Source organism: Sphaerisporangium rubeum (assembly GCF_014207705.1).
In the GTDB taxonomy this organism is placed as follows: domain Bacteria; phylum Actinomycetota; class Actinomycetes; order Streptosporangiales; family Streptosporangiaceae; genus Sphaerisporangium; species Sphaerisporangium rubeum.
On record NZ_JACHIU010000001.1, the window covers coordinates 4,929,536 to 4,942,641 of the forward strand.

6 protein-coding genes are annotated in these 13,106 nt (G+C 65.1%); all 6 read right to left on the reverse strand.

Annotation, left to right across the window (positions count from 1 at the left end):
• Positions 1-4: 4 nt before the first annotated feature.
• Positions 5-2,797 (reverse strand): DUF1156 domain-containing protein, encoded by a 2,793-nt coding sequence (locus BJ992_RS21155; RefSeq protein ID WP_184983646.1) that lies wholly within the window; start codon positions 2,795-2,797, stop codon positions 5-7.
• A complete protein-coding gene (locus tag BJ992_RS21160; protein WP_184983648.1) occupies positions 2,794-6,309 on the reverse strand; it encodes a helicase-related protein in 3,516 nt (1,171 codons plus the stop codon). Before BJ992_RS21160 ends, BJ992_RS21155 begins: the two co-directional genes overlap by 4 nt.
• A 429-nt stretch (positions 6,310-6,738) precedes the next feature.
• A complete protein-coding gene (locus BJ992_RS21165; RefSeq protein WP_184983650.1) occupies positions 6,739-8,319 on the reverse strand; it encodes a serine/threonine-protein kinase in 1,581 nt (526 codons plus the stop codon).
• Positions 8,320-8,368: 49 nt separating this feature from the next.
• Positions 8,369-10,171: a DUF2075 domain-containing protein gene (locus BJ992_RS21170; protein ID WP_246496738.1), complete on the reverse strand. Its 1,803-nt coding sequence runs from the start codon at positions 10,169-10,171 to the stop codon at positions 8,369-8,371.
• A gap of 382 nt (positions 10,172-10,553) precedes the next feature.
• The gene (locus BJ992_RS21175) at positions 10,554-11,930 is read right to left on the reverse strand and encodes a helix-turn-helix transcriptional regulator (RefSeq protein ID WP_184983653.1); all 1,377 of its coding nucleotides are present in this window, start codon (positions 11,928-11,930) and stop codon (positions 10,554-10,556) included.
• A 126-nt stretch (positions 11,931-12,056) separates the two neighbouring features.
• A complete protein-coding gene (locus BJ992_RS21180) occupies positions 12,057-13,004 on the reverse strand; it encodes an alpha/beta fold hydrolase (RefSeq protein WP_184983655.1) in 948 nt (315 codons plus the stop codon).
• Positions 13,005-13,106: the final 102 nt, after the last annotated feature.

The window sequence follows — 13,106 nt, forward strand, 5'->3', positions numbered from 1 at the left end:
GTCGTCAGTCCTCGTCGTCGCCGAAGTCGATCGTTGCCTGACCGCTTTCCGTCAGTGCGGCATCGTGAGAAGCCCTTTCGATCTCGGTCCATGCCGAGCCAAGGCTGTTGAAAAGAAGTGCAGTCTTGGCCCAACTACGTTTGTTGCTGATCGCAAAGAGCAGGTATGCCAACTCCTTAGCTGTGTCAAGATCTAGCCGAGTCTTGGCAGCCGCCATCAATTGGCCGGCAGCTTCAATTCCGAGCTCATCGAGCCGCTTAGCGAGATGCATGACAACTTCCCATACGCTAATTCGATCATCACGCACGGGATCGTAGCTGAGCGGCAGTTCACCTGGACTGAAGAGCTGGACCACGCCAGCTCGTGCTCTTAAAAGTCGTGCACGGTCAAGTCCCGCGACAGTTGTATCTAGAGCTCGCGACAGAGTCTCTGCATCGCCATACTGTCCGCCATCAAACCCATGACCTTTGAACCACTCGATACAGAATCTTGTATCAGAATCGAAGTCACCTTCTTGCTCAGAAAGCACCTCTGCGAGAATCTGGTTGATCAGAATGAGCGCAGCCCGCACCTTCATTTGCGAGCCATCAGCCTCGGCTACTCGTGCGTATCTGGAGAAAACGGCCATTCCTGGTCCTATTGCAGCCTGAGCCAGATCCACAGGAGCAATTCCACCTTGCTGGAGAGCATTAAGTGCAGCAGGAAGCTCCACCTTAAGGGCATTTATTAGCCCTCGCCGATCAATTGTGCCGGCATCCTCTGATCGAGCCCGGCAAGCCAGTACAATCGAGGATGCCAAAGCGTTTTTTTCTTGACTTGTTGTTCGATTACCAAGTTCGGTGCGTATGGGCCATGTGGCCGTCACCGTCCAACCCGATCGAATCATACCTTCGAGAAGCGTCTCCCAACCGGTGGACGCCTCCCCCGCCTCATCGCTCTCGGATTGCTTGAAAGCATAGAAGACAGTCATCGGGTAGTCAACGCACGCTTCTTTTCGTATATGCGCGAACACTTGCTGAAAGCCGTTCTCAAAGAATCGGGTGGCTTCCATTTTTCCGCCGTGCCGATACGGATTAGCGACAAGCTCTTCCGATTTTGGTGTCAGAAGCGTGCCCAGCAAGTCGGGATGAATCGAATGAATAGATCTCCGCAGCCAAACATAGAAGAAGTCCGACAGGTCCGAGTAAACTATGTTGTCATAATAAGGCGGATCGGTGGAAACTACCACACCCTTATAGGAGCGCGTTACTGCACCGCCCTGCTCTACGGTGACGTCTCCCTTCGCCGGGACTCCCTCCAGAGATCTCACAAGGCTGTTTAAACTCACCAGGAAGCCCCCGGCAGCAGTGCCAAATGGCTGAGTCTCCGCGTAGTCCCACAGCATAGGAATAGCCTGGCGAGTGAACAAATTTCGTACCTGTGTCTTTGTAACTTCCCATCGGCACAACGAATTGAAGATGTCGGTTAGGCGACTTACACCCAGCGCCAGGTACGTTGCGATCGTTTCAGCATAGGCCAACGCACCTAGCCCTCCCGCCGCTAACGGCACCCCTTGGGGAAGGCCGTAGGACAGAGCGTCCTCAAGTACCTTCTCTCGCACCTCCGAAACGAGGTCACTAAAAGTGGCTAGAGCAACGAGTTGGCGATCCGTGAACAACTTGTCGAAAGTATCGAGCCCGTAGTTCACACACCAGATATTACGCGGGTCACCGGCCAGAGGACTGTCCGGAACGTTGCGCGGGCGCGCCACCGCCGCCGCGTCTTCATGCTCCTTAGTTGGCGGGAAATAAAGGCGCGAGCCATCTCCTTCCGCCACGATGGCCATCATCTGTGCCCCTATACGACCCGCCTTACCTTCACTTTTGATGTAGTCTGGCTTCACTGGCGAATTGCAGATAAGACATGTCGCCCGCCCACGATAAACCGTACCTTCTCGGGCCGCTCCCTCAGGGCCGCGGATCTCGAAGCGAATATTCCTGCCCTCCACCATTGGCTCGACGTAGCGTTCCGCGCCTTCTTTCTTGCTCAACCAGAAAGAACGAACCAGCGGCAGAGTTCCGTTGCACGTAGGATTGGGACAGGTCACCGTGCGAGCCCAGAGCCAGGCTATGACGTCAAGGGAACCGCCAACCTCACACCTGACTTGCGGATAGAGATGGCCAATTCGCTTCTTAGCCTGATCACGCATCCAATGACCGTAGCGACGAATATCCTCGGCCACGCCGCGAGTGCTAGGCCAGTCTCCGAGTCGCGAAGCTGCTACATCCGGGTAGACAGGAGGCCTACCAGCCCACCTGGTCGGATACTCAATTAATGCCTTATTGATAAGAACAGGAACCGGATTCAAGTCCGAGGCATGTGCTTTCAGCCCGAGACGCTGACCTTCAAGAGGAATCGATCCACCACCAGCAAAGGGATCGAGAATCAGCGGCGGAAAATTGCCGCATGACTTCCGTATCTCTTCGCGAGCTTCTTCATACAGAACCTTGTCGTTGAGATTATTCCAATCGACCAAACGTTCAATGATAGTGAAAAGTCGTTTGCGCTCGAGAGCTTGATCTTCTTCCGAAGGAAAGTCTTCAGGACGGGAGGATGGGTCATCAACAAGCTGAGCGAAAAGCACAGCTCGACAGGCGGCAAGTGGCCGTCGAGCCCACCACAGGTGCAAAGTGGACGGGTGACCGTGACGAATGGACTTTTCGCGGGCCGACTGCTTGTTGATCTCCTCTAAGGGAAGAGCCACCTCGATCAGCTTGCGGCGGTATCCAGGTGTGCCGGTTCCGGTGTCGGGGGTCATACCGGTGCTCCTCCTCGTACCCATTCCTTGTGCCAGTCACCACCGAGGTCGGTGGCGGCGAAGTCGCCGAAGTCCAAATCGCGAAAAGGATTCACGATGTACCGGACCTGGTCGTGCTGCGGACCGTCCGGGTGGACGCTCACGAGCGCCAGCCGGTAGTTCGGTCCGGCGTTCTTGCCGGTCAGGACTTCCGTACGTGTGACGTGGAAGTCGTCCGCTCCGTTTACCCGGCCCTTCACTTCGATGAAGATCCAGTGATCATCGACCGTTTTGGAGCGAATATCATAGCCTGGGTTGTTATGCGGCATTTCCTCGGGAATCCGGCCGAGTTTCCGTTCCTCCTGCAGGACGCGGTCGACCGCTCGCCGTTCTACGCCAGCGGTGTCCCGTGCGTACGTCTCTGGTGGCCCATCTCGCAGGCCGGTGAGCCGGTCCAGCAGGCCCTGCGGGATGACGAGTGCGCCGCCGGCCACCTGAGGGGGCCGTACCTGGAGCAGTTCTCCGCGGTCCAGGTCGGCCATGCGGCGCTGGAGTCGGGTCTCCAGGTCGCGGGCCCGGCGCGCCGCGGTCTCCGGACGGATCTTGAGGGTTCTGCCGGTCTGCTCGGCGTCGAGGAGATCGGCGTGCCGGGTGTCCCAGTAGTTGATCTCCTGGAGCAGTCGCTGCCGGACGAGTCTGCGGACGCGTTCGGTCTGCGCGCCGACCCTGGTACGGATCTCCCCCACGTACGACGCCAGGCCGTGTTCGACGGCCCACCCGACCGCGAGCCGGTCGACGCCGCTCGCCAGCCAGTCCTCCGCCAGCACTCCGGCGACGAGCCGCCGTTCCTCCTCGGTGGCCGGTGCGTAGTCGAGGTACGGTGCGGCGCCGGCGGCGCGGGCCGACTCGCGGCCGATCTCGACGAAGTCGAAGCGTTTGCCGATGACCCTGTCGTGGCCGTCCGCGACCTCCTGGGAGATCGCGACCAGCACGTGTGGCTCCTCGGTCTCGTCGCGCCGGTTCACCAGCACGGCGCCTTGTTTGAGCTGCGTGCCGTACCGCTCGATGACCAGCGAGACGACCGCGTCGAGCAGCGGATGACCCGGTGCGAGCAGGTCGGCGCGTGGCAGGCCGGACGGCCGGACCAGTTCACGGTCGAAAGTCACCCGCTCGTAGCGGCGCAGCACCGGTACGCCGGCCCTGATCTGCCGGTCGTGTGCGACGACGTCACCGGGGACGTGCGTGATCTCGTACCGGCCGGACTCCCGCTCGGAGACCCGACCGCCGAGCAGCCGGAAGGCGCCGAGGAAGAACGCCTTGACGTAGTAGGGCTGCAGGCGCCGGGCCCTGGCCTCCTCCATGCGCAGCCGCCATTCGGCGACGCCGGTCTCGTCCAGCCTCTGGTGCGCCAGTGCGCGTTCGGCCATCAGCTTGTCGAGGCCTTCGCCTACCGATGCGTCGATGACCTGGTTCAGCCGGTCGCGCACCTCGGGCCGGTCGCCGTACTGGATCGCCTGCATGAGGAGCGTGCGAAGCGGCTGACCCTGGAATGCCTCGCCGAGGACGTCGAAGACCTTCCCCTTGTACGCGCGGCGCTGCTCGTCGATCTTGTCGAGCAGGCGGCGGAAGACGGCGCCTTCGCGGGTGTCCACGGCGACGAGGTTCCACAGGTGGCAGACCTCGGTCTGGCCGATGCGGTGGATGCGGCCGAAACGCTGCTCGATGCGGTTGGGGTTCCACGGCAGGTCGTAGTTGACCATGAGGTGGGCCCGCTGGAGGTTCAGGCCCTCCCCCGCCGCGTCCGTGGCGACCAGCACGCGGCAGTCCTTGTCCTGGGTGAACAGCTCTTTGATCCTGCGTCGCTGGTCGCGTGCCACGCCGCCGTGGATGGCGACCACGGCCTCCTCGCGGCCGAGGACCCCCCGGATGCGTTCCACGAGGTATTCGAGGGTGTCGCGGTGCTCGGTGAAGACGATGAGCTTGCGCGGGCCGCCGTCGGCGCTGCGGATCAGCGTGTGGCTCTGGAGCAGCTCCGACAGCTCGGTCCACTTGCGGTCGGTGCCGGCGTGGCGCACGCGGCGCGCGACCTCGACCAGGTCGGCGAGCAGGCCCAGCTCCTTGTCCAGCTCGGCGAGGGTCTGCGCGGTGGTGGCGGCGTCGACGACGTCGTCCTCCAGCTCCTCGACCTCGCCGCCTGGCAGGTCGTCGAGGTCGGTGTCGATGTTCTCCGGTGCTCGTCCGGCCAGCACGGCGAGCCGTTCCCTGAGACGGTGCTCGACGGTGCTCGCCGTCCCTGTGGCCAGTTCGTGCCGGAGCTGCAGGAGGCGCCTGTGACGGCGTTCCAGGGACTTCAGGATCGCTTCGGGGCTGGAGGCGAGGCGGCGCTGGAGCACGGTCAGCGCGAAGCCGATGGTGTTGCCGCGCCGGCCCTCTCCCCTTGCCGCCAGTTCCTGCGCACGTCCCATCTGCTCGCGGACGTAGTCGGTGACGACCTCGTACAGCTCGCGCTCGGCGTCCGACAGCTCGTACGGCACGGTGTACGCGCGGCGCTCGGGGAACAGTGGCCTGCCGTCGAAGGTGAGCAGGTCTTCCTTGACCATGCGGCGCATCAGTCCGTCGGTGTCGCCGGAGCTGATGCCTTCGCGGTACTTCCCTTCGAACCGGTCGGAGTCGAGCAGGCCCATGAAGAGCTGGAAGTCGGCCTCGTTGCCGGCGTGCGGGGTCGCGGTCATCAGCAACAGGTGGCGGGTGTGTGTGCCGAGCAGTTCGCCGAGTTGGTAGCGCTTGGTCTTCTTCAGTTCGTCGCCGAAGTAGCGGGCCGACATGCGGTGGGCCTCGTCGACCACGACCAGGTCCCAGTCGCTGCGTCCGAGCTGGGCCTGGAGCTCATCGCTGCGGGAGAGTTGGTCCATGCGCGCGATGAGCAGAGGGTGGCGTTCGAAGACGCCTTGCTCGATCTCGGCGTCGACCAGTTGCCGGGTCAGCAGCTCGAAGCGCAGGCCGAACTTCTCCAGCAGTTCCTCCTGCCACTGCTCGACCAGTCCGCCAGGTGCGACGATCATGCACCGTTCCAGGTCCCCGCGGAGCATCAGTTCCTTGATGTACAGGCCGGCCATGATGGTCTTGCCTGCTCCGGGGTCGTCGGCGAGCACGAAGCGCAGCGGTGTGCGGTCGAGCAGTTCGCCGTACACGGCCTGGATCTGGTGCGGCAGGGGTTCCAGGTCGCTGGTGCTGACGGCCAGCATGGGGTCAAAGCGGGCCGCCATGCGGATGCGGGTCGCCTCTGCGGCGAGCTTGAACCGCGCGCCGTCGCCGTCGAAGGCGTAGGCGGCGGACGGACGGCGCAGCGCGAGGCGGCTTTCGGCGTCACGGTCGAGCAACTGAGCGGCGATCTGGCCGGTTCCGGTGCGGTAGGTGAGTTCGACCGCGTTGGCGCCGTACCAAGTGACGGCGACGACCGTCACGTCACCGCTCGGCGTCACGCCGCCGACCACGGCGCCTTGGGTCAGGTCTTCGAGCCGAAAGCCGGTCATCAAAGGACCCGCCTATACCGGTCTGCCCGAAACCGCACTCTATTGTCAGCCCTTCTGGTGCATCATGAATACATGGCAAAGCGCGAGAATCCGCCGTCACCACGACCACGTGACCGAAATGCGGGTAATGGCCGATTTACCGCTGGGCCAAAAACCTTCCGGGCAACAGATGGATCACGTTTAGCACCGTCCGTGTCACAAGTACGGAACGGTCTGATGGCCGGGGGAGAATGAGCGACCCATTGGGGGACGGTGAATCAAGTGGAGCCAAAAGAACTTTAACACGTCAACCATGTTCACACAACTGTGTATCGGAGTCACAGACTCCGACTGCAGTGCTGCTCACGATCGCGTCACAGGCGGTCACGTCGCCGTTCCACAACCTGCTGTCCCGCTTGATCGAGAGACTGGCGACACCGACCGCGCCGTTCACATGGTCAGGCGGCTGAGGTTGTCGCGAACCCGCAGGGCCTCGGGGTGACCCTCGCCGTACAGCCGCGACAGATCCCCCAACAGGTCGGTCAGGGTGGCCCGTGCGCGGTCGGTGTCGCCGGCGCCGAGCTGCAGCAGCCCGATCTGCCGCCTCAGCTCCAGCGGACGTGAGTCCTCGTCCCCGAAGACGTAAAGCTCGTCAGCGAGCAGGCTTTCGAGCATGCCGAGCGCCTCACCCGTGCGGCCCATCAGCGCCAGGCAGGTCGCCTCCTGCCTGCGGCAGTGCAGGACCACCTCGTCGCCTGGCCCGTGTCTCCTCGCCAGGTCGGTGCTCAGCTCCGCGAACGCCGGAGCGGCCCGGCGGTAGTCGCCGCCTTCGAACAGCACCTCGGCCAGATGGATCCGCAGGTCGAGCACGTCCTTGTCCAGGGCTCCGAACATCCGGTGAGCGGTGTCGAGCACCGCCGACAGCACCTCGACCGCCTGGCCGTACCGGGAGTCGTCCGCCAGCGCTCTGGCCTCGGTCCGCGCTCGGGCTATGTCATCCCGGCCGAAGCCGTCCTCGCTCGATGCGCGCGAGGCGGGGGGATCGTCCCTGCGGTCCGGCGGCGTACCGCCGTGCGGCTCGGCCGCCGCCGGGTTGTCCACACCGGCGATGACGCGGGAGACCGCGCCTGCGTACATGCGCAGCGCGCTCGGAGCGGAGGTGACGACACCGGTGATGGGACGCAGGCCGGTGGTGAACGGAAGCAGGCCGTCGACCACGGCGCCGGCCTGCGATGGACGGTCCTCGGCGCGCTTGCTCAGCATGCCGAGCAGGAACGCGTCCAGGTCAGGCGGCACGTCCGGTCGTCGCTGCCGTACCGGAGGCGCCGGGTCGTTGACCTGCTTGTCGAAGGTGTTGTACTCGGTGTCCCCCTCGAACAAGCGGCATCCGGTCAGCATCTCGTGCAGGACCAGCCCGAGGGAGTAGATGTCGCTCTGCGGGCCGACCGTGGCGCCGCGGACCTGCTCGGGTGACATGTAGGACGGCGTGCCGAGGATCGTGCCGCTGCGGGTGAGCCTGGACAGTTCGGGGTCGTGGAACATGGCGAGACCGAAGTCGAGGACCTTCACCGAGCCGTCCGGACAGAGCATGAGGTTGCTCGGCTTCAGGTCCCGGTGGAAGATGCCTCTCTCGTGCGCGGCCTGCAGCACGGCCGCCGCCTGCGCCGCGATCAGCGCGGCCCAGGCGACAGGAAGCGGGCCCTGCTCCCCCACCAGGTGGTCGATCGTCACCCCGTCCACGTACTGCATGACGAGGAAGGGACGTGTGCCGAGACGAGGGTCCTGGTAGCCGTTGGCGTCGTAGATCGCCGGAGCGCCGGGGTGGTCGAGCTTCGCCATGACGCGCGTCTCGTGAACGAAACGCTTCACCAGCGTCTCGTCGTACTGCCCGTAAGGGAAGCGGATGAGTTTCACTGCGACACGGCGATCGAGATGCCGGTCATAACCGGCATAAACCTCACCCATACCGCCGCGGCCTACGGGGATGATGTCCAGTTCGTAACGCTCGACGAGGACCAGACGTCCGGTCATCCCCACCCTCCCCGCACCCGGATATGCGGCAAAACTACACCGGTCCCGCCTATGTCCGTGGCGGCCGCGCCAAAGGGACGCCTTCGATGAGCGCGGAGATGAATTCCTGCGTCTCCGGATCCACGGCGTATATCGCGGTGCCGGCCATTCCGCGGGTGAGCAGCACCTTGTAGCTGTTGCGGATCAACCGGTCCGCCTGCTGGTCGCTGACGCTCCTGGTGAGGGCCGGGTCCTTGCTCGCCGACCGCACGGTGACGAGCCTGCCGTCGCGTGCGACGAGGTCAGGGCCGATGATGACGCCGTTCCAGTCGTACTCGAATCCCTGGGCCGTGAAGACGCATCCCACCTGACCGAAGCCGCCAGGCTCCGAGGCCCACAAGGCGCTCGGCGGCGCGTCACCCACGGCCCTGTCACCCTTGACGTTCCACGGACGCGTCCATTCACCGATCCGCACGTCGTTCACCAGCGTGCCGTCCTTCGCCGGATCGCTCCACTTCCAGCAGAAACCCGCCGTCATCCGCGCCGAGTACCCCTCGTCCTGCTTGTTCCTGAGCAGAGCCTCCAGCTCGTACGGCGACCCGGCCGGCATGACGTCGAAGTGGTCGTCACCGGACCACACCTGCGGGCCGTCGCCGTCCAGGCCGAGCAGCCGCAGCACCCAGTTCTCGTAGGTGCGGCTGCCACCGCATCGGAACTGCGCGTCGAGCGAGATCTCGTGCACACGGAACCCGAGCGACTCGGCGTGCCGCCTGATGTCGGCGACCGTGCCGAGCTCGCCTGGCCGTACGACCTGGTGCTCGTCCAGCAGGAACACCGGGACGCGCGCCGCCGCCATCAGCTCGTCCACCTGTGAGCGGCCCGTTCGGTCCTTGGCCTTGGTGAACCGTGTCGTGGAGTTCTCCCGGATCCGGTGCGCCTCGTCGCAGATGAGCACGTCGAGATCGTTCTGGTCCGCCTGCGTGAAGTCGTTGAAGTACTTGAACAAGCCGCGGACCCGGGGGGCTCCCTTGCCGACGAAACGGCGCATCGTCTGGGTGAAGGACCGCGACCCGGTGGCGTGGATCGCGGTGCGTCCCTTGCGGGTCAGCTCGCCGAGCAGCGACAACGCGATGACGCTCTTCCCGCTCCCCGGACCGCCTGAGACGATGACGACTTCCTTGGAGTCGGCCCGGCGCGCGGTCTCGACGTGGTGGAGGACGATCTCGTACGCCAGCCGCTGCTCGGCGAGCAGCACGAACTGCTCACGACTCTTGATCTCGGCCGCCGCCAGCTTGAGCAACTGCTTGGACGGCCGGACCGCCGTGGTCATCAGCCTGTCCGCGGCCCCGGCACCCGAGTCCGGGGAGAACCGGTCGCGGAGGTAGTCGAGGAAGGCCCCGCGCCGCGACTTGGTGAACATGCGGGTCCGATCGTCCCTGACCAGTCCGTACAGGTCGCGAACATCCAGGTCCGCCGCGTTGTGCAGATAGGCCACGCCACGGACGGCGTCCTTGCTGCCGCCGAGGACGGCGGCGAAGTCGGCGATGTAGTCGCAGTACCCCTCGACCTGCAGCACGGGATGGAGTAATGGCCGACCCGGCATGCTCTCCACCAGCACCAGACTCTGGTCCTCTTCGTACAGGTCCGCCTGGCTCCACTGCTTCAGCTCGACCACCACGTACGCGTCGTCCCCCGTACGCCTGTCCACACCCGCGAGAACCACATCGGCCCGCTTGCTGGTCAGCGGCAACTGGTACTCGACAAGCATCTCGACCTTGCCGAGCCCCGCGTCGACCAGGTCCGCCGCGAGAACCGGAAGACTGCGATCCCACGACCGGCGCTCCGACTGGGACGGCGTGATCCCTACCGCCATCCGCAGATGCTCCGCGAGGAGCTCACTCAACCGCCGTTCCGGAAGAGACTCAGACCCTAACCTGGCCAAACCTTCGGCAGACTGCCGAAACGCCGTCACCGACTACCCCCACGCAGCACGAATCCTCGTGCGGTATGGGGGCATGTCCGCGATCGTCAGATCAGCGGAAGCCCGTCGGGCCGCATCACCTATGTGGCAGGCAGGGTATCGCGATCAACCGACAAGTTCGGGGGTCATGACGGGCCGTGCAGATGGCAGGTAGGACGTGGCCGTGTGCGTGGCTGCTTTCGGTCGACGCAGGCGGGTCAGTGGCACCGTGTTTGTTGTGGATGCTTCGACCCTCTGGTGAGCTGACCAGCCAGAGTTTGGTACTGAGATCAGATCAGGCCGCCAGTTCGCGTCTCAGGTGGTCACGGAACTCGCGGACCGCGATGGTGTCGGCGTAGGGGTCGAGGTGCTTGTCGAAGCCCTTGAGGAAGCCGACCGTGCGGGGAGAGGCGAGGGCCTTGGTCGCGAGGATGGCTGGACGGGCCGCCTCCAAAGCCTGCTCCACGTCTCCGAGTTTCACGTGCGCCTCTGCGGCGTGGACCCGGTTGATCTGTGCGGAGCGAGGCAGTCGGCCTTGGAACTCTGTCACGGCCGCTTCAGCGGTGGCGAGCGCACGCTGGTGGTCGCCGATGAGACGCCAGCAGTTGCCGGCTTCCGCGCGGAGCTCCATCTCTTCGTACCAGACCGACCAGGCCGGGTCGCGGTCCGTCGCGCCTCGCGCGTGCATGCGCTCGGCGTCGGCGAGCAGACGTTCGACCTGCTTGGCGGCATGCCGGTCCCCGGACTCGGCGGGGTTGAAGCGGAAGGCGGTGGCCCAGGCCTCCTTCACCAGCACCATCGCCATGACCCTTGGCGGAGCGTCGGCGCGAGTCGCCGTGTCGGTCGCGGCACGGGCCAGTCGCATGGCCCAGTCCCCTCGATCGAGGTGGAAAGCCTGCTGCGTCAACGCGCCGAGTACCCCGGCCCCCGTCAGCGGGTCGTTCCCTGCCTTGGCGAATCCGAGCGCCTGACCGAAGTGCTGCTGCGCCGTGCCGTGCCGGGTCATGTCGAAGGCCGTCCATCCGGCCATCCAGCTCATACCGGCGGCGGCACTCATCAGTGCCGCGCCGACCTTGTCGTCGTAGCGGCCGTTGAGCAGCGGCGTGATGTTGGAGTCGAGATAACGCAGGACCGCCGGACGTACCAGGCCCGCGCCGAACTGATGGTCCATCTGGCGGAACGCCTGCTGGGCCTGGTTGATGCGCTCGACGTCCGCCATGCCGACCGCACGGCCGGACCCGTTGTGCGCGGCCGACGCGGCGGGGCTGTCGTACCTCCACGACGCCAGCCACTCCCCCAGCACCGCCGGTACGAACGGCAGTGTGGCCAGCATGTGACGGCGGGACGGATCCATCTCGAACCTCCACAACGAGTTGGCCGACTTCACCGTAGCCGCGACGGATCCGTCACCACAGTCCGCGATCGGCCAGGAAGGTGTCTCCGGGAGGGTCCAGCCGTCTACCCACCGATCCACGTCGTCGGACGCGGCGTCGAACACCTTCGCCAGCCGGGCCCGGTGCCGTGCGCGTACCCCCTGCTCGCCTCGTTCCCAGCGGGCCCAGGTCGTTAGCGACACCCCGAGCACCTCGGCCGCCGCCTCCTGGGTCAGGCCCTTGCGTCGCCGCGCGCGGATCAGCTCGGGACGTCCCGTCTTTTGTCCTTCTGCATCCATGAACCGGCCTCCGGGTAATCGTCCGACCACTGAATGTGACGACGATGACACCGGCTGGGGTCGCGCGCCAAGCGGTTTCCGGCAAACGACCAGGAAGCGACCAGGTCGCGACCCCTGAGCGGCGGGTCAGGACTGCTTGAGGAACTTGAGCAGGATGCGGGTCATCTCTTTGGGGTGCTCTTCGAAGATCCAGTGGCCGGAGTCGCGGATGACCTTGGCCTGGACGTCGTCGGCGTAGTCGCGTACCTGGTCGGGGACGAAGGCGCCGAGGCTGTGGTCGGCGCCGATGGCGAGGACCGGCATGTGGAGCTTGTCCTTGGCCAGGCGTCTGTTGTCGGCGACGTCCTTGTTCAAGGCGCGGAACCACTCGAAGCTGGCGCGGAGTCTGCGGTCGTCGCTGAGGTTCCTGGCGTACTCGCGGACGGCTCGCGGTTCGGCGGCGCGGTCCTTGTGGACGGCTAGGAGGCTGATGAAGCGTTTGACCCACAGGGCTTCGCGGCCGTCGATGATCTGCTCGGGGAGGCCGTTGCGGATGTTGAAGAAGCCGAAGTTCCAGAAGCCGGGGCCCTGCGGGGTGAGGGAGGGGAAGGTGTAGAGCTTGTCGTCGGGGATGGGGGCCTCGCTGAGGACCAGTTTGGCCACGCGGTCCTGGTGTTGTGCGGCGTAGGAGTAGGCGACCATGGTGCCGATGTCGTGGCCGACCAGGTTGATGTCGTGGTCCAGGCGCAGGCGGGTGAGCAGGCCGTGCAGGTCGGCGGCCATGGTCTTCTTGTCGTAGCCGCCGCTCGGAGCGCTGGAGCGGCCGGCGCCGCGCAGGTCGGGTGCGATGACGGTGTAGTGCTTGGCCAGGGACGGCAGGACGGCGCGCCACTCGTACCAGGACTCGGGGTAGCCGTGGATCAGCACGAGGGTGGGGCCGTGGCCGCCGCGTACGTAGTTGACGGTGATGCCGTTGACGTTCGCGGTGCGCTCGGTGAAGCCGGCGGGGACGCGGGGGTCGGCGGTGGCTCCGGCGGCCGGTACGGCGGCGGTGAGGGATAACGCGGTGAGCAGGAGGAGGGGGGTGCGTCGCATGGTCACGACGCTAGGGACGGGGTTTCGTGCGGCGCATCGGTCAGGTGACTGTGTCACCGTGGGTCACCGGTCGCTGAGGACGGCGCCTGGTTCGGCTCGGGA